Below are 18,187 nucleotides of genomic sequence, written 5' to 3'. Positions count from 1 at the left end.
AATTTTGGCAGCAATTTTAGGAGCAGGAATAGCAGGCATAGCAGCAGGATACCATTTATCACAAAGAGGTATTGAACATACTGTCTTTGAGAAAAATGCCTCTTGGGGGGGCTTATGTGACAACTTCTCAATAGGTGAAGGCTTCTTGTTTGATAAGTTTGTCCATCTTTCTTTTACAAAATCAGAAGTAGTAAAAAACCTTTTCCAAAACAATACAGCTTTCTATAGTCATAAGCCTGAATCATCTAATTATTATAAAAACTTATGGTTAAAACATCCTGTACAAAACAACCTTGCCCCTTTGTCTATAGATGAAAAAATAAGAATTATAGAAGATTTTGTCGCTAAACCTACTCTTAATACGATTCAGAACTATGAAGATTGGCTATTGGTGCAATTCGGGACGTATTTCAAAGAACATTTTCCAGAAAAATACACTTATAAATATTGGACACTCCCTTCAAAAGAACTTTCTACCGACTGGTTAGGCAGTCGAATTAGCATTCCATCTTTAGAAGTACTATTAAGAGGGGCTTTTGAAGTGCAAGAAAAGAACTTTTATTACGCTCAAGAAATGCGCTATCCACAACAAGGAGGCTATAAAAGTTTCCTAAATACAATGGCTACAAACTCTTCTATAAAGACACAGAAAGAAGTTGCTCTTATTGACCCTATTCACAAAAAAATTACTTTTACAGATGGTTCTGAAACTAACTATGAAAAACTTATTAGCTCTTTACCTCTGCCTGAGATAGTAAAAATTATAAAAGATGCTCCTAAAAAAGTTGTTGAAGCCGGAGAAAAGTTGTTAGCAACCTCAGGTCAGTTAGTGTCTATAGGATTCAATCGCCCTGATATACCTAAACATTTGTGGTTTTATATCTATGATGAGGATATTTTGCCTGCAAGAGCCTATTCTCCTTCGCTCAAATCACCCTATAATGTACCAAAAGGAAAAAGCTCCTTACAGTTTGAAACCTATTTTTCAAAAAAGAAACCTAAACAACTTTCCGGTGATAGTTTGGTAAATCACATTATCGAAAAAGGTATACAAATGAAACTTTGGGAGCTTAACGACATTGCAATCACCGATTATCGAGAAGAAAAATACGCTAATGTAGTATTCGATTTCAATAGAAAGAGCAACGTAGCTCTAATACAAGATTATTTGAGAACAGTAGGTATCATTAGTATAGGCAGATTTGGAGAATGGGATTATTTTTGGAGCGACCAAAGTTTATTAAGTGGCTTTAAAGGAGCTAATATAATAGGAAACAGATGATAAAGATAACTAAAACAGATGTACTTTGGAATTATATAGCGCAGTTCTTTAGTTTAGTTTCTGGGCTCATTACCCTGCCTCTTATTTTAAAGATGCTAACTGTAGAAGAAATAGCCCTCAACTATATTTTTCTAACAGTTTCATCTTTAGTACTCCTTTTCGACTTTGGCTTTTCACCTCAATTTAGTCGTAATGTAAGCTATGTATACGGAGGTGCTCAAACACTAAAAAAAGAAGGAATAGAAGATATTCCCTCTGGGGGAGTGGCTATCAACTACCGATTAATAGCTACTCTCGTAAAAGTAGGTCAGTATGTCTATTTCCGTTTAGCATTTTTAGTGCTACTAGTAATGCTAACTGTCGGAAGTCTATATATTTACAAGGTTACAGAAGGCTTTCATTCAGTAGCTCACTCATTACCTATTTGGATACTCTTTTCAGCCTCTACTGCTTTTACTATTTATTATGAATATTACAATTTCCTATTAACGGGAAAAGGTGCTATCAAAGAAACTAAAATAGCTTTACTCGCCTCTCGAATTGTTTATATAGGACTTACCTTTTTGTTTTTGTATATAGGTTGGGGACTGTTTGGAGTTGTATTGGCAAATTTTATAGCTCCTTTTGTAAATAGAATGTTGTGTTATCGATTCCTTTTTACAGAAGAATTTAGAACCCAGTTAAAACCTTACAATATTAGCAAGGAAGAAATCAGTGCAACTTTTGATGTGATATGGTACAATGCTAAAAAATTAGGCTTAGTTTTTGTAGGAGCTTATGCCATTACAAAATTTAGTATGTTCTTAGCAGGTTTATACTTATCAAACGCAGAAATAGCCTCTTATGGATTGATGATGCAATTGGTAAATATACTCTCAACAGTAGCAACAACTTTTTTTATTACCTTTCAACCCAAATTTGCTACCTTACGTGTAGAAGGAAACTCACAAGGTTTTGTAAGCTTGTTCTCTTTTAGTATAATTATTTTTTACATACTATTCACTTTAGGAGGAATTATATTACTATTCTTAGGTAATACAATTTTAGGATATATACACTCAAATGCTTTTCTGCCTAATAAATTGATTCTTTGTCTTTATATAATAGTTGTACTTTTAGAGAACAATCACTCACATTTTGCAACAGCTATTATCAGCAAGAATAATATTCCTTTTGTCAAACCTGCTCTTTTAGCAGGAATAGGAATCGCAATAGGAAGTTTTATAGTATTAAAATATACCTCTTGCGGAATTTTAGGCTTAGTCCTTGTACAAGGATTTTGTCAAGCAGTGTACAATAATTGGAAATGGCCATTAGTTATATTAAAAGAATTTAAACTCACAATATTTCAATTCGTATACATAGGTATACAAGAAACTTATTACAAACTAAAAACTATTTTTTAATGAGATATACAGCTGTAACCCAAATACCCTCTATAGCTATAAAGCAGGGAGTTGTCCCTGAAGGAGCACAGATTACAATAGCAATTCCCACCTACAAGCGAGCTCACTTGCTTAGAGAGACCCTTGAAAGTTGCTTAGCTCAGCAAACAAACTGCCCTTTTGCTATAATGGTAGTAGATAATAACCCAGAACGAGAGTGCAAAACAGAACAATTGCTCCGAGAGTACAAAACAATTCCCAATCTGTCCTATTATAAAAATACAGAAAACGTAGGAATGACAGGTAATTGGAACAAACTTTTTGAGTTAGCTCAAACTGATTTTGTCGTGATGCTCCACGATGACGATTTGCTGTATGATGATTACGTAGAGAAAGTAGAATGTATATTGAAAAAATATAATTATGATATAAATGCTTTATATTTACCACAACAAATGTTCTCTACAAAAGAGAATATACCTCATAGAAAAGAACAAGAGTTTTATTCTGTAAAATTGAAATTACAAGATCTTTTTTTAGGTAATATTTGTAATTTAGTAGGAGCATGTTTTAAAAAAGAAGTAATAATTGAACAAGATGGCTTTGATCAGAATTATTATCCCTCATTAGATTATGAGATGCATTTTAGATTAATACAAAAAGAGAAAAGTTTTATTATATTAGGCTCTCCATTAACACTTTATAGAATATTAGAGAATGAGAGTATGAAACCTAATACATTATTAAATTTTCTTTTTCAAGATGAGAGAATCATACAAGCAAATAATAGAAAATATTTTTTTTATAAAGTATTATTCCCTTTCTTTTATAAAGAATATGCATTACAAGCTATGATTTCTCATCAAAAAACATATCACCATAAAGATTTTGAAAGAGAGATAAAAAAAGAAAGAGTGCGTGTAATAAATAAAGTGGTATATAAGATACTTCTATTTTTTAGAAAAAAAGTTTTTAATTATAGAAGAAAAAAAATATAATTATGTATGAAAATAGAATTATTAAAAAACATTTATCATTCAATTATTAAAAATAGAACTTTAAATAATGTGTATAAAACAAGTTTTAATAAGAGTGTATTAATTGTTTATCTTACTTCTGCTTTTAATAAAAAGGAGAATATTTCTCATTCAAATATGACAGAATGCAGAACTTTTGCTGAAATATTTAGAGAAATTGGATATAATATAGATGTTATTAATCTTAATAGTACAAGGAAGATAAAAAAGCAATATGATGTTATATTAGGTATGGATGTGGCATTAGAGAAGTCTTTCTTTAATAAAAAAGATAGCACAAAACATATATTCTATGCGACTGGCGCTTGTCCTATCTATTCAAATATGATATCTACAAAAAAAGCAAGAGATTTTTATTATAAAAACAAAATATTGCCACTTGATTCTATAAGAAAAATAGAATATACACAAGATTTTCAGATATTTCTATCAGACGCTGTAATTGTTTTGGGTAATGATTTTGTAAAGGATACTTATTTACAATACGATGATCAGAAACAAAGATATAAAAATTTGAATGCTTTTTATTTTGATATTATCAATCCTGACATTTCAAAAAAGGATTTTGGAAAAGCAAGGAAAAACTTTATTTGGTTTGGAAGCTTAGGAGCTTTACATAAAGGATTAGATGTTGTAATTGATTATTTTCTAGAACATCCAGAATATAATCTATATATATGTGGACTAAACACGTCTGAAAAGAATTTTTTAGATTTTTATATGAGCAAAATAAATAATAAGAATAATATTCATCTATATGGTTTTTTAAAGATTGGCTCTATAGAATTTAATAATCTTGTAAATAATTGTGCTTTTGCTCTGTATCCCTCTCTTTCAGAAGGAGGTTCTCCAGCTCTTTTAAATATAATAGCTAACGGAGGGGTCATACCTATCCATTCTAAACAATCAGGAATAGACTTTGACAAAGAAATTAGTTTTGAACTGGATGAAAATACATCAATAGCTATAGAGAAAGTAATTTCTAAGATAGAAGTGATGTCTAACGAATATATTAAAAATGTGAGTATAAAATGCACCAATTATGTAAGATCTCATTTCACTTATGAAAGATACAAGGATAATTTAAAAGATATTGTTAAAAATATTTTAAAGAACAACTTATGAATTTGATATATGATTACCAAATATTTACAGGACAAGAATATGGAGGTATTTCAAGATATTTTTATGAATTAATAAATCAATCTAAAGGGGTTATTGATGTAAAAGTAACTGGATATTTTTCTAATAATTACTATCTAAATAGAACAAGGCTTAAAAAAAGGAATTTTTTAAAAGGGATTACTTTTAAGGGTAAATATAGAATATTAGACCTTATAAATAAGCAGAATTCCATTCAAACATTAAAGACTAATAATTATGACATATTCCATCCTACATATTATAATCCATATTTTTTGAAATACATAAAAGACAAGCCTCTTGTAATAACAGTCCATGATATGATACATGAGAAATTTCCTGATTTTTTTTCAAAAAATGATAAGAGTATTATATGGAAAAAGAAAATTATACACAGAGCAAACAAGATAATTGCTATATCAGAGAATACCAAAAGTGATATTTTACATTTTTATAATATTGATCCATCAAAAATAGAAGTTATCTATCATGGTAATTCTATTAATTTGAACAACCATTCTACTACTAATAATAATTTACCTGAAAATTATTTACTTTTTGTAGGAGGTCGAAATGGATACAAATATTTTCTACCTTTTATTGAAGCAATAATTCCTATCATACACAAAGAGAAAATCAATATTGTCTGTGTTGGAGGAGGGCAGTTTTCGAATGAAGAACTAAGTTTTTTTGAGAAAAAGAAAATTACGGAAAGAATCAAGCAATACAATTTGAGTGATGATGAATTAATCATTGCTTATAAAAAAGCATTAGCATTTGTTTATCCTTCTTTATATGAAGGATTTGGAATGCCTATTCTCGAAGCTTTTGCTTGTAATTGTCCTTTAGCTTGTAGTAATACTAGTTGTTTTCCTGAAATTGCAGGAGATGGAGCTTCCTTTTTTAATCCTCAAAGTAGTGAGAGTATAAAGTTTGCTATTGAAAAAATTTTATATGATACAACTTATAGAAATAATCTAATAGAAAAAGGAAAATATATTGAAAAGAAGTTTTCTTGGGAAAAGACTTTCAATCAAACAATGAACTTATATAAAACTGTTTTATAAAAATGAATATCGCTCTAATTTCTATAATTACAGTATCCTACAATGCTGTTAAAACTATTGAAGATACTATAAATTCAGTACTTAACCAAACCTATCCTAATATTGAGTATATCATTATTGATGGAGGCAGTACCGATGGCACATTAGATGTTATTAAAAAATATCAAGATAAAATTACTTATTGGGTGAGTGAACCTGATAAGGGAATTTATGATGCTATGAATAAGGGAGCGCTAAAAGCTACAGGGGTGTGGCTTAACTTTATGAATGCAGGAGATACTTTTTATGATGAGCAAGTATTAGAAAAAGTATTTAAGGATAAAGATTGGAGTAATTCTGATGTGATCTATGGAGATGTAATAATAAAATATAGTAAAAAGAAAAAACTTAAAAAAGTATGGCCTCTAACACAATTAGAAAAAGGAATGCCTTTTTGTCACCAAAGCTCTTTTGTAAGAACTACATTACAACAACAATATCTTTTTAACATAAATTACAAAATATGCGCTGATTATGATTTATTCCATTTATTATATAGACAAGGTTACATTTTCAAAAAAATAGATTTAGTAATTGCTATTTTTTTATATGGAGGTGCTTCAACAGATGCTTTTATATCTCTATTAGTTGAAGAATGGCATATTTCAGGCGAAAAATATAATAAATATTTTATATATAAAGTTCTAAGAGAACTGTTGATAGGAAATCTACGTAGAATTTATAAGAAAATATTATGACATTCTATATTATTTTGTATTTATCTTTTTTATTATTTTGTATACTCCAATTAGTATATAAATTACATTTCTCTAAGATGAGTTTACTTTTTATGGGGGCACTTATTTTCTTTTCTGGAGTTAGGGTAGATACAGGAATAGATTATAGAGCTTATTTAGATGTATGGAATTATATAGATCCCATGGATAAAATAGAAAGTTTTATTTTAATTGCTGTTGAACCTGGTTTTGTGTTTTTGACTTCTTTGATTAAGTATTTTACAGATAAACCTGTTTATTTCTATTTAATCACAAGTTTATTAGCTATTTTACCGATATACCCAACCCTACTAAAAATAAATATTAAGGATAAAATTATTTCGTTTTTCATCTATTTTTTGGTATTTTACATTACTTATCCATTTAATGGAATAAGACAAGGAATAGCAATGGGAATATTTATTTTTTCTTTACCTCTCATATTAAATAAGAAGTTTTTTGAGGTATTATTATTGACAATTGTAGCAACATTAATACACACAACAGGTATTTTGATAATTGTGTCTTATTTTGCTGTTTATTTTAATATAAAAGTGAAGTATTTTTTTATAATAGGGCTGATTTTTTCTTTTATTTGCTGGAAATTAGACATTTTAAATTACATATTGTTTAATTATTTAGGAGTGAGTGAGGTTTACACAGAACTATTTACAGAATCAACCTCTGTTTTTCAGATAATAACAAGAACTTTATTAATAGGACTTCTTTTTTACTTTGGAATTAAATTAAACAGTCCTATATACAATAAACTCTTGATACTTTATATGCTCGGCTTTTTTATCTATATAGCACTGTTTAATCATAATTTATTAGCAACACGTTTTAATATGTTCTTTAGATTATTAGAGGTTATTATGGTTCCTATGCTGTTGGAAAGAACCAAAAATGTCCCTACTCGGTTAGTTTTATTTTTTATATTCCTGATACCTTTTACATACTCTTTCTCTCAAAGTTTACAAATAAAAGAAAATGAATATCATTTAGAGCTTAATTTTTGATAATATGAATAACTATAAAGTAACTATTATTACTCCTATACATAAAGCAGAAAGGTTCATAGAACGCTGTGCAAAATCACTGTTGAATCAAGATTTCGAATCAATAGAGTACATCTTTATCAATGATGCTACCCCTGATGATAGTTTTAAAATTCTTAAAAAACTTGTGGATCAGTGTAATAGAAAGGGAGATATAAAATTATTAGAGAATGAGTATAATTTAGGAGTAGCAAAAACCCGCAAAAAAGGAATGTTAGAGGCATCAGGAGAGTATGTAATTCAAATAGACTCTGATGATTGGATAGAATCTAATATGATTAGTACCCTTTACAATAAGGCAAAACAGGATAATGCAGATATTGCTGTATGTGATTATTATATTAGCTTTATCACAGGAAAAGAAACATATAGAAAGGAGGAATATAAACCTAATATTGATTTCAATATAAAGAATATAATGTTGGGTAAGGTACATCCTGCATTTTGGAATACTCTTATAAAAAGAAGTTTATATGTAGAGAAAAATATCTTTCCCGAAGGAAAAATCAACATGGGAGAGGATTATGAAATGATGCTAAAACTTTTTTTAAGCACAGAAAAAGTATCATATATTCCAAAAGCTTTTCTATATTACACACAATATAATGAAAACTCTATTACCAAAACAATGAATAAAGAATATATTAATGATACGATTCATTGTATTGAGGTTTTTGAGGAAATACTAAAACCAACAAGAAATAGGTATATTGAGGAATTTAGAACTATGTTGGTTTTTTGGAAAAAAATGTTTGTCTTAGATAAACAATATACAAAGTACTTTTATTTAATTCATCCAGAGGTAAATAAATTTAAATATATATTCAACAACAATGGATATGGTTTTTTTCAAAAGATAACAATAAGTTTTATGTTATTGAAAATGCCTTTTATCACGAGAAGAATCTATAAAAGTTATAGATGGTTAAAAAAGAAATATAAAGTATAAAATATGAAACAAAATTTAGTATCTATTATTACCCCAATGTATAATGCTGAAAAATATGTTGCACAAACTATTGAATCTGTACTTGCACAAACATATAAGAATTGGGAGATGATAATTGTAAATGATGGCTCAAAAGATAGTTCGGATAAAATTGTAGAAGGCTATGCTCAGAAAGACAGTCGTATTAAACTAATCAATCAACCCAATGCTGGCTCTGCTACAGCAAGAAATAACGCCTTAAGAAATGCACAAGGTCAATATATCTGTTTTTTGGATGCAGATGATTTGTGGGATGCTGTTTTTTTAGAAAAACAAATTAATTTTTTAAAAGAAAAAAATGCTGCTTTAGTTTTTTCTTCTTATAGAAGAATAGATGAACAAGGAGAACAAAAATTAGAACCTTTTATAGTTCCAGAGTCTGTAACATATAAAGCTTTGCTTAAAACTTGTTCTATTTCTTGCCTTACCGCTTTATATGACAGAGAACAAGTAGGGGAACAATACTTTAAGGATGAATTAAAAAGTCTAAGAGATGACTTTGTTTTTTGGCTACAAGCTCTTAAAAAAATAAAAATTGCTTATGGAAATATAGAGATTTTAGCTTCTTATCGTGTTTTCGCCAACAGTACTACTGGAAATAAAAAGAAAGTAATAAAACCTCAGTTTATGGTCTATTATAAAGTGGAGAAATTAGGTTTAATAAAAAGTTTATACTATTTAGCTCATTGGGCTGTAAATGGTTTTTTTAAATATAGAAAGTAAAATGGATTTAATAATAGGAGCTGGAGTGTCAGGTATTTCGTATGCTACATTCACAAATAACGACTATTGTATAGTAGAAGCCTCTGATGGAATAGGAGGTTATTGTAAAACTATAAAAAGAGGAGAATTTGTATGGGATTACTCAGGACATTTTTTTCATTTTAGAGATGAAAAATTAAAAGAGTTAATATGCAGACATATTAATCCTCAAATTCTTAAGAAAGTTAAAAAGAACACCAAAATCTTGTATAAAGGTAAGTATATTGATTTTCCTTTTCAAAAAAATATACATCAACTTGAAAAAGAAGAGTTTATAGATTGTCTATATGATTTGTTCAAAGCAGATGAATATGCTAACATAAGGTCTTTCAAAGATATGGTATATGCCAAATTAGGTAAAAGTATCGCTGAAAAATTTCTTGTTCCTTATAATGAGAAATTATATGCTTGTGATTTAAACACTTTGGACGCTGAAGCTATGGGGAGATTTTTCCCAAAGGCTAATAAGGAAGAAATTATCCTAAATTTTAAAGATCAAGCAAATACCTCCTATAATGAGTATTTTGTCTATCCAACAGGAGGGGCAATCGAATATATTAATTCTCTTTATAAAAATGTAGATGATACTAAGGTTTCACTAAATGAAAAAGTGATAAAAATAGATATTCATAACAAAATTGCCTATACAAACCAACGAAAAATAAAGTATAACAACCTAATTTCCACTATACCTTTTCCTATGTTATTAGAACTTTGTGATATTCCTTATACCAAAGAATATTTTACATGGAACAAAGTGTTAGTTTTTAATTTAGGTTTCAATAAAAAAGGAACTGACACAAAAAGTAGTTGGGTATATATTCCTGATAAGGAAGTTTGTTTCTATCGTATGGGATATTATGATAATATCTTAGGAACTTCTAAGATGTCTCTATATATAGAAATAGGGTTCTCTAAAGACTTTATTATAGAAAATGAAGAGAAATACCTACATAAAGTACTCAATGATTTGAAAAAAATAGATGTGGTAAAAGATGAAGAACTTATAGATTATCACTCTGTAATAATGGATCCTGCTTATGTCCATATTAACCAAAAAGGAATTCAAAGTGTAGAAAAATATAAAAAACAGTTGGCTCAAGATAATATCTATTCTATAGGACGTTATGGGAGTTGGACATATTGTTCTATAGAAGATAATATAATAGAAGCAAAATGTTTAGCTGAAAAAATATAATAAAATATCAAATAATCTTTACTAAAAAGTTTCCTTTATTTATGAATACTTATTTAAGTTATAAATTGAAAGTGCTATCACTAATAGCTATTATATTTGTAGTATTTATTCATGCTAATATAAATATCCCTGATAGTACAAATTTTCTATACGAAAATAGTGCCTTTTTACAATATTTTATTAGTCAAGGTATCACTCGTACTGCAGTTCCTATGTTCTTTATCATTTCGGGATATCTATATTTTATATCTTTTGATGGTACTTTAAATACTTATTTGATAAAAACGAAAAAACGAATAAAATCATTAGTATTACCATATTTTATTACATCTTTTTCAGTTTTTATTTTTTATTATTTTACAATTCTATTTTCTAAAAGAATATTTAATTCTCCTGGACGATTTTTAGATCAATCTTTAGGAGAGATTCTAGACATAATTTTTATTCATCCTTTACCTTATCAACTATGGTTTTTAAGAGATCTAATCATATTTGTATTTTTATCTCCTTTTATATATTATCTACTAAAATATCTGAGATTTTATTTTATAGTTATATTACTTTTTCTTTGGCTACGGATCCTTCCTTTTGATTTTTATATATTTTCTAATGAAGGTATTTTATTTTTCTCTTTAGGAGGTTTTTTGGCTTTTAAAAAGTTTTTTTTGATAAAAAAAAGAAAGGGAAAATTCTATTATTTTATTATTTGTTCTTGGTTTTTATTACTCATCATAAAATCAATCTATAATATAAATCATGGAGTTGAAAATAGAATAAGTGATGTATTACTAAAAATTAGCATCCTATATGGTATTATTTCTGTTTGGTCTTTATATGATATTTTTATGAAAAAAAAAGAAATACCTAATAAAATTCTTTTAAAACTTTCTTACTATTCTTTTTTTATTTATCTTATTCATGAGCCTATATTATTAGGAAGTTTGAAAATGTTATCAATTATTTTTATCAAAAAAAATGAATTACTAACATCATTTTTCTATTTTTTTAATGCCTTTATCACAATAATCTTATGTATTATTATTGCTAAAATATTACAAAAATATACTCCAAAATTGTATAGTTTTATTATAGGAGGAAGATAAGTAAAACTCTATCTTAGAAATAAAAATATTTTTCATATCTTTGCAAAAATAAATTAATAATGACAAAAAAAGCACTCATTACAGGTATCACAGGACAAGATGGCGCCTATCTCGCCGAATACCTACTCAAAAAAGGATATGAGGTGCACGGTATGAAACGCCGATCATCCCTCTTCAATACCGACCGTATCGACCACCTCTACCAAGATCCTCATTTAGAACACCGCAACCTCATTTTACACTACGGCGACCTTACCGATAGTATGAATATCACCCGTCTTATCCAAGAGGTACAACCCGATGAAATCTACAACCTCGCTGCGATGAGTCACGTGCACGTGAGTTTTCAAACCCCCGAATACGTAGGTAACGCCGATGGTCTGGGCACCTTGCGCATCCTCGAAGCTGTACGCCTCTTGGGGCTTACCGAAAAAACACGTATCTATCAGGCTTCTACTTCCGAGCTTTACGGATTAGTGCAAGAAGTACCTCAAAGTGAACGTACTCCTTTCTATCCGCGTTCACCTTATGCAGTAGCTAAATTGTATGCCTATTGGATTACTGTGAATTACCGCGAAGCCTATAATATGCATGCTTCCAACGGCATCCTCTTCAACCACGAATCGCCTATACGCGGTGAAACTTTCGTAACCCGCAAGGTAACCCGCGCTCTCAGCAGGGTAGTACTGGGTATGCAGGATAAGTTTTATATGGGTAACCTCAGCTCTCAACGCGACTGGGGGCACGCCAAAGACTATATCAAGGCGATGTACCTCATCTTGCAACAACCCGCCCCCAGCGATTATGTAATTGCTACAGGTATCACTACCGCCATCCGCGATTTTATCACAATGGCTGCCAAAGAAATAGGTCTCACTATCGAATTTAAAGGCGAAGGCGTAAACGAAAAAGGATATATCACAGCAGTAGATGCTTCTGTTTTCAGCGAAAAAGTAGGCGAAAAGTACCTCAGTGCCATACGCGAACGTATTGCTAACAGTGCTGAAGTGGTAAATGTAGACCCTCAATATTTCCGCCCTACCGAAGTGGATTTGCTCATCGGCGACCCTACCAAATCGCAAACCGTTTTAGGTTGGAAACCTGAGTATGACCTCAAAGGACTGATTGAAGATATGATGCGCTCAGATATCAAACTCTTCAAACGTGATGCTTACCTCAAAGAAGGTGGCTTCACTGTAATGAATTACTTTGAATAACAATGAATAAAAACGCTAAAATATATGTTGCAGGACACAAAGGTTTAGTGGGTTCTGCTATTTGGAAGAATCTTTCACAAAAAGGATATACCAATTTGATAGGCAGAACAAGTGCCGAACTCGACCTACGTGATGCACAGGCTGTCGCTCAATTCTTTAAAAACGAAAAACCTGATTATGTATTTTTGGCTGCTGCCAAAGTAGGTGGCATTATGGCTAACAACACCTATCGCGCCGATTTTATCTACGAAAACCTGATGATTCAAAACAATGTAATTCATTCGGCTTATGAAAATAAGGTGAAAAAATTACTGTTCTTAGGGAGTACTTGTATCTACCCTAAGGAAGCACCCCAGCCTATGAAAGAAGACTGTTTGCTCACTTCTCCGTTAGAATATACCAATGAACCCTATGCCATTGCTAAGATTGCGGGCATCAAGCTATGCGAGAGTTACAACCTGCAATATGGCACTAATTATATTGCTGTAATGCCTACCAATCTCTATGGGCCTAACGACAATTTTCACCTCGAAAATTCTCACGTATTGCCAGCGATGGTACGCAAAATACACTTAGCAAATGCCTTGCTTAAAAATGATTGGGAAGCAGTAAAAACAGACCTCAACAAGCGTCCGGTAGAAGGAATAAGTGGTAAAAACAACCAAGAAGAAATAAAAACAATCTTATCAAAATATGGTATTACAGCCGAAACAGTTACGCTATGGGGTACAGGCACTCCTTTGCGTGAGTTCTTGTGGAGTGAAGATATGGCCGATGCTTGTGTGTTTCTAATGGAACGCATCAATTTTAAAGATACATATCCTGCTAATGCCAATGAAGTACGCAACACCCACATCAATATTGGTACAGGTAAGGAACTTTCTATCAAAGAACTCGCCTATATGATAAAAGAAACCATTGGCTATCAAGGAGAAATACTCTTCGATAGCACCAAACCCGATGGCACAATGCGCAAACTCACCGATCCTACTAAGCTACACCAGCTAGGGTGGAAACATTCCATAGAACTCCAAGAGGGAATTAAATTAATGTATGAGTATTATTTGCAAAATCAAAACTTTCTATAATTAATTTTTTCATATTCTTTAATGTGAATTTGGGCTAAGAAATTTAAGATACTTACTGCTTAAAGAGATATGTGAAACAATAAAAAGCTGTCCTGAAATGGGACAGCTTTTTATTGTTTTAATAGATATACTATACTATTTGATAGCTTCGTAAGCACGAATAGCTTTGTCGAAGCGGTCGTTTACACTTTCTAAAGTGTAGAGACCATCGGCATTGGCTTTCACTCCTTTGAGTTTTAGAGGAAATACTACTGGTGGATTTTGCATATCCAATAGTTCCATTCCACGCAATTGTTCGGTAGTTTGGTATACAATGTTTACCGATACAAACTCTTTACCGCTGTTGTCTACCCATTTTTCAAACACGAGTTTGCTACCTATTGGAGTTTTCTTTTCAATAGATTTAGGCAAGCTGTATTCTTCTACTTCCAAAGCGGCATTCACGCTGGCAATATTAGAATCGTGACCACAAAGGAATGTGAACTTGCGGTTTTTGGCGTTGAGCTCGTCTTTCATATACACCAATAGTGGGTGTGCTACGTTCACGGCTACAATAGGAGCGGTGAAAAGTACATCGCCATAGACATCTTTTACCTTAGCGATTTTTTCCCAGTCGGAGGTGGTGAGGTTGTTGCCAAAAGCTGCTTGCACAGGGTCTTTATCTTCATAATATTGCAAAATAAAAGCATCGGAAGCGGAGTTAGCTAACTTCAACGAACCTTTCATATTAGGTTCATCACCTTTTTCGAGTTTCAACTGGGTGTTGTAATCGTTGAAAGCACACACTTCACCGGATTTACAAGCGGGTGAGTTCTTCAAATCGAGTACTTTTTCCAAGAGTTGGTAAGAGTCTTTCAATCCCTCGTTGATGCCCACAATACCTTTTTTACCTCCCATAGCAGCAATTTCTTTCATTGCTTGTGCTTTGAAAGCAGGGCTACTTTTGGTAAGCGCAGGGAAGAACACAGGGTCCATTTTGCTGGGGGTAAAGCGGTGGTTGATATGCAAATTGGCTACGGGCATAAATCCTGAGGAGAAATATTGTGCCGTCGCAATGGTGCGTTGCATACTATTAGCATAGAAATTCACTTCATCAACAGTGGGAACGGCATTCTCAGCAAAAAGACCTTCGGCTACTGTCCATTTGCGGAAAAACTGACCCATAATGGTTTCGAGTGCTCCTCCACGAAGGGTGAGTTCACTGGGGGCAGCGCTCCATTTTATCCATTCGTGAGGCGTCATTTTTTGTAAGGTACTCCCGTTCACTGATAGAGAGGAGCGAATGTTATGACGGCTGAGGATCACCACTTCTTTGAGCTTGTATTGGTTTTTGAAGCTTTCGGAGCGGTTGAGTTGTGCCATCGCTAAGAGCGGACACAAGAGGAGTAGTAATGCTTGTAGAGTTATGATTCTTATTTTCATACTGTGTTTTAATTAGAAAATTATATTCTTTAACTTTGCCAAAGTTTGAAACTTTGGCAAAGTTTTAATTGCATCTCGTGCTACGAGCTTTGGCAAAGTATGTGATGTAAAAGTAATTGCCTGTGCGGCTCGCACTTAGAACTTGATTTGCAAACGAGTTTCAATAAGACTTAAATTGCTGTCGGGAATGCTTTCACGGTAAGTAACACCGGTGTAGGAAGCACGTACACGCCAAATCATATACTTATTGATATAATAGTTGAAGGTAAGTGAATAATCGTTGAGGCGACCTCCTAAGATACCCGCTTTAGGGTCGGATAAGTCGGTGTAGTTATAACCGGCAACGAGTTCCATAGCACCAGGTCTGGGAGTAGCGATACCTCCATCGATATCAGTATATTCGTAAGGGTTTCCTTTTACGATAGCACGGAACATACCATAAGCACCACTTGCTTTGAAATTATCGAAACCGCTCTTGCGATTTACATTCACATAGTAATATTGGGCTTCTAACCCTAAACGACCACGCGCAAAGAGCAATTCAGGAGAGAATTTATAAAGGAAAGTAGCGTTATCAATAGTTGCTTGTTGTGCGGTTACCTTAGCGATACGAGTAGGGAAAGGTGTTTTGAGCACATAAGAGTTGTGGTTAAGTGCTGGTGTTTCGTTATAACGAGGTGTTTCGAAAGCCCCTGAGAGTCCTACGTGAAAAATCTTGCCTTCTTCACGTTGTGGGCGATAGAGCAAACGGCTCATCATACCCATACCTTGGTCGCCTGTAGCATCAGAGCTTTTCTTCATCGTTTCACCTTCGGCAAAGAGGCTTAAAGTACCCATAAAGTCATCTTTTTGGTGTAAGAGCATCAAACCGATGAGACGAGAATTGAAGAAAGCCTCGTTACTTTGGGGTTCTTCCATCGATATTTTGAAAGAAGAACTGGTGGCACTTTGCATACCGAATTGGTGTACGAAATAACCTCCACGCAAAAGTGTGTGTTTGCTGAAACCGTATTCGATAAAGATATCCTTAGGAGAAACTTTGCCATAAGCAAAGCCGATATCTACTTTTCCTTTCCAATTACCATAGCGTACGCCTAAGCCCATACGCACATCGGGGATAGCTACCCCACTTACAAACTTATCTTTTTGCTCATTAGCATTGAAATAACCAGCGTCCAATAAAATACGTCCTCCGGGTTTTACTTCTAACTTTTCTTCGGGTTTAGGAGCTTCCTGTATAGGTGTAGCGGGCATAGGTTCGGTGGTATCGGTAACGGTGGTTGGTTCTTCTTGGGCATAGGTATAGCCCACAGCCATTAGGCTGAACATCATAAAATATATCTTTTTCATAGTTTTAAATTTTATTTAGTCATACGTTCACTTTTCTTTACTTTGCCTTTTTTTACAAGTCCTTCAAACTCTTTTTTAGCTTTTTCGAGTTGTTTCATAAAGGCATCATTGGCGTGGAGACGCGCTACTACGGCACTTGCTACGAGACGAGCAGCATCTACATCACTTTGGAAATGATAGCCACAAATCACGCGACTTTGTCCCATTTCATATCCGCGTTTGAGGATTTCGTTTTGTCTATCGACATTGATTTCGGCAAGCACCAAAGCGGTAGCCCACCCGATAGCGGTGTGACCAGAGGGATAAGAACCATTAGTAGAGAGTTCTTTTTGTTGTTCGGGGTTGCAAGTGGTCTTTTCGTAGAAAGCAAACGGACGCACGCGCATATAGTGTTCTTTGGCGGCACGAGTAGCGAGGTCGCCTGCATCTTCACGCATATTTACTACGAGTTTGAAGATTTCGGGAGTAGTTTCCTTAGAAATCTTGATGCCAAAAGCTTCGGAAAAAGCATTAGGCACACCAGGACCCTCTACACGGGCATCGGATACGGCTTGCTCACCACGAGGGGTACGGCGTTGCATTAAGCCCCACTGGTATTGGGCTTCGTCGTTAAGGAAGAGGATACTACCTGGTTGAGGAGGAGGAGGTAGGAGTTCAAGACTGTTTGCCACCTCACCTATTTGCAAGAAGTAGAGGTCGGGTTTGGTTCTTACGTCTTTGATTTTCTCTTGTGCGAATGTAGTTGCCATCACCGATAGCAAGGCTACGAATAATAATGTTTTTCTCATCTTATTATACAGTTAAAATTTATTGTATTCTCTTTTGGAAGGTATTTAGGTTTTAAAAAACACTACAAATGTAGAAAGAAAAGAATAAATGTGCAAATTATTTCAAAAAAATATTTGCTAAAAAAGAAAGAAATAAAAACAAATATGGTGATTTTGTGGTTTTTAGGTACGAGGTGCGAGCCGCACAGGCGGGGGAGAAATGAGAGAATTAGAAAATGAGAGAATGAGGAAATTAGAAAAAGGAGTGTGAGGTTGAGTTAGAGGAATGAGGCTGTGCCTCAGAAATTAAACAAAATTTAAACAAAATCAAGGCTACGCCTTGTAAACCAGCAGAGAGATTGTTAGTTTATTCAACTTTGCCCAAGTTTGAAACTTGGGCAAAGTTTGAGATGAAAAAGAGATATGCTGGGACTGCTAGGGGCTTTCAAAAGATATCGGAAAAGAACGGAAGTGAGCTAAGAGAAATTTTGGTGAAAAAAGGGTGTAAAGAGGGTGGGGGTAGCTTATAGAGAGCTTATAGAGAGCTTATAGGAAGCTTATACGA

Annotated in this window: 16 protein-coding genes; 13 read left to right on the top strand and 3 right to left on the bottom strand. The window is 32.7% G+C overall.

Annotation, left to right across the window (positions count from 1 at the left end; translation table 11 throughout):
- The first annotated feature begins 4 nt into the window (after positions 1-4).
- From HMPREF9078_RS03945 to HMPREF9078_RS03885, 13 genes are all read left to right on the top strand, one after another.
- Positions 5-1,282: an NAD(P)/FAD-dependent oxidoreductase gene (locus HMPREF9078_RS03945; RefSeq protein WP_009419453.1), complete on the top strand. Its 1,278-nt coding sequence runs from the start codon at positions 5-7 to the stop codon at positions 1,280-1,282.
- On the top strand, positions 1,279-2,688 hold the full coding sequence (gene wzx, locus HMPREF9078_RS03940; protein ID WP_009419452.1) for an O-unit flippase-like protein: 1,410 nt from the start codon (positions 1,279-1,281) through the stop codon (positions 2,686-2,688). The genes HMPREF9078_RS03945 and wzx overlap by 4 nt, the downstream gene beginning before the upstream one ends.
- The gene (locus tag HMPREF9078_RS03935; protein WP_009419451.1) at positions 2,688-3,665 is read left to right on the top strand and encodes a glycosyltransferase; all 978 of its coding nucleotides are present in this window, start codon (positions 2,688-2,690) and stop codon (positions 3,663-3,665) included. The genes wzx and HMPREF9078_RS03935 overlap by 1 nt, the downstream gene beginning before the upstream one ends.
- Positions 3,666-3,671: 6 nt before the next feature.
- Positions 3,672-4,829, top strand: a complete 1,158-nt coding sequence (locus tag HMPREF9078_RS03930; protein WP_009419450.1) for a glycosyltransferase — start codon at positions 3,672-3,674, stop codon at positions 4,827-4,829.
- Entirely contained in the window at positions 4,826-5,914 is a 1,089-nt protein-coding gene (locus HMPREF9078_RS03925) for a glycosyltransferase family 1 protein (RefSeq protein ID WP_009419449.1), read from the top strand. The genes HMPREF9078_RS03930 and HMPREF9078_RS03925 overlap by 4 nt, the downstream gene beginning before the upstream one ends.
- Positions 5,915-5,916: 2 nt before the next feature.
- Positions 5,917-6,651 carry a glycosyltransferase family 2 protein gene (locus tag HMPREF9078_RS03920; RefSeq protein WP_009419448.1) on the top strand — a complete coding sequence of 245 codons (735 nt, stop codon included), beginning with the start codon at positions 5,917-5,919 and terminating at the stop codon, positions 6,649-6,651.
- A gap of 77 nt (positions 6,652-6,728) precedes the next feature.
- Positions 6,729-7,688, top strand: a complete 960-nt coding sequence (locus HMPREF9078_RS03915) for an EpsG family protein (RefSeq protein WP_009419447.1) — start codon at positions 6,729-6,731, stop codon at positions 7,686-7,688.
- Between the two features lie 4 nt (positions 7,689-7,692).
- Positions 7,693-8,676, top strand: coding sequence for a glycosyltransferase family 2 protein (locus HMPREF9078_RS03910; RefSeq protein ID WP_009419446.1), 984 nt, complete (start codon positions 7,693-7,695; stop codon positions 8,674-8,676).
- 3 nt (positions 8,677-8,679) lie between these two features.
- The gene (locus tag HMPREF9078_RS03905) at positions 8,680-9,438 is read left to right on the top strand and encodes a glycosyltransferase family 2 protein (protein ID WP_009419445.1); all 759 of its coding nucleotides are present in this window, start codon (positions 8,680-8,682) and stop codon (positions 9,436-9,438) included.
- 1 nt (position 9,439) lies between these two features.
- A complete protein-coding gene (locus HMPREF9078_RS03900; protein ID WP_034542806.1) occupies positions 9,440-10,675 on the top strand; it encodes an NAD(P)/FAD-dependent oxidoreductase in 1,236 nt (411 codons plus the stop codon).
- A 41-nt stretch (positions 10,676-10,716) separates the two neighbouring features.
- Positions 10,717-11,778 carry an acyltransferase gene (locus tag HMPREF9078_RS03895; RefSeq protein ID WP_009419443.1) on the top strand — a complete coding sequence of 354 codons (1,062 nt, stop codon included), beginning with the start codon at positions 10,717-10,719 and terminating at the stop codon, positions 11,776-11,778.
- Positions 11,779-11,837: 59 nt separating this feature from the next.
- Entirely contained in the window at positions 11,838-12,995 is a 1,158-nt protein-coding gene (gene gmd, locus HMPREF9078_RS03890; RefSeq protein WP_009419442.1) for a GDP-mannose 4,6-dehydratase, read from the top strand.
- A 2-nt stretch (positions 12,996-12,997) separates the two neighbouring features.
- Positions 12,998-14,083, top strand: coding sequence for a GDP-L-fucose synthase (locus HMPREF9078_RS03885; protein ID WP_009419441.1), 1,086 nt, complete (start codon positions 12,998-13,000; stop codon positions 14,081-14,083).
- 135 nt (positions 14,084-14,218) lie between these two features.
- Here the strand turns inward: HMPREF9078_RS03885 and HMPREF9078_RS03880 are convergent, their stop codons facing one another.
- The 3 genes from HMPREF9078_RS03880 to HMPREF9078_RS03870 form a co-directional block, all read right to left on the bottom strand.
- Entirely contained in the window at positions 14,219-15,505 is a 1,287-nt protein-coding gene (locus tag HMPREF9078_RS03880) for a histidine-type phosphatase (protein ID WP_009419440.1), read from the bottom strand.
- 135 nt (positions 15,506-15,640) lie between these two features.
- Positions 15,641-16,855, bottom strand: coding sequence for an OprO/OprP family phosphate-selective porin (locus tag HMPREF9078_RS03875; protein WP_009419438.1), 1,215 nt, complete (start codon positions 16,853-16,855; stop codon positions 15,641-15,643).
- Between the two features lie 11 nt (positions 16,856-16,866).
- Positions 16,867-17,643: a phosphatase PAP2 family protein gene (locus HMPREF9078_RS03870; RefSeq protein WP_002674231.1), complete on the bottom strand. Its 777-nt coding sequence runs from the start codon at positions 17,641-17,643 to the stop codon at positions 16,867-16,869.
- Between the last annotated feature and the right edge of the window lie 544 nt (positions 17,644-18,187).

The organism is Capnocytophaga sp. oral taxon 380 str. F0488 (assembly GCF_000318255.2).
In the GTDB taxonomy this organism is placed as follows: domain Bacteria; phylum Bacteroidota; class Bacteroidia; order Flavobacteriales; family Flavobacteriaceae; genus Capnocytophaga; species Capnocytophaga ochracea.
The sequence above is the reverse complement of the archived record's forward strand: the minus strand, read 5'-3'. Positions and strand labels throughout refer to the sequence as shown.

Coding starts and splice junctions, on each gene's coding strand:
- HMPREF9078_RS03935 (WP_009419451.1), top strand. CDS start 2,688: ATGAGATATACAGCTGTAACCCAAATACCCTCTATAGCTATAAAGCAG.
- gmd (WP_009419442.1), top strand. CDS start 11,838: ATGACAAAAAAAGCACTCATTACAGGTATCACAGGACAAGATGGCGCC.
- HMPREF9078_RS03930 (WP_009419450.1), top strand. CDS start 3,672: ATGAAAATAGAATTATTAAAAAACATTTATCATTCAATTATTAAAAAT.
- HMPREF9078_RS03870 (WP_002674231.1), bottom strand. CDS start 17,643: ATGAGAAAAACATTATTATTCGTAGCCTTGCTATCGGTGATGGCAACT.
- HMPREF9078_RS03895 (WP_009419443.1), top strand. CDS start 10,717: ATGAATACTTATTTAAGTTATAAATTGAAAGTGCTATCACTAATAGCT.
- HMPREF9078_RS03920 (WP_009419448.1), top strand. CDS start 5,917: ATGAATATCGCTCTAATTTCTATAATTACAGTATCCTACAATGCTGTT.
- HMPREF9078_RS03880 (WP_009419440.1), bottom strand. CDS start 15,505: ATGAAAATAAGAATCATAACTCTACAAGCATTACTACTCCTCTTGTGT.
- wzx (WP_009419452.1), top strand. CDS start 1,279: ATGATAAAGATAACTAAAACAGATGTACTTTGGAATTATATAGCGCAG.
- HMPREF9078_RS03925 (WP_009419449.1), top strand. CDS start 4,826: ATGAATTTGATATATGATTACCAAATATTTACAGGACAAGAATATGGA.
- HMPREF9078_RS03900 (WP_034542806.1), top strand. CDS start 9,440: ATGGATTTAATAATAGGAGCTGGAGTGTCAGGTATTTCGTATGCTACA.
- HMPREF9078_RS03905 (WP_009419445.1), top strand. CDS start 8,680: ATGAAACAAAATTTAGTATCTATTATTACCCCAATGTATAATGCTGAA.
- HMPREF9078_RS03910 (WP_009419446.1), top strand. CDS start 7,693: ATGAATAACTATAAAGTAACTATTATTACTCCTATACATAAAGCAGAA.
- HMPREF9078_RS03875 (WP_009419438.1), bottom strand. CDS start 16,855: ATGAAAAAGATATATTTTATGATGTTCAGCCTAATGGCTGTGGGCTAT.
- HMPREF9078_RS03915 (WP_009419447.1), top strand. CDS start 6,729: ATGAGTTTACTTTTTATGGGGGCACTTATTTTCTTTTCTGGAGTTAGG.
- HMPREF9078_RS03885 (WP_009419441.1), top strand. CDS start 12,998: ATGAATAAAAACGCTAAAATATATGTTGCAGGACACAAAGGTTTAGTG.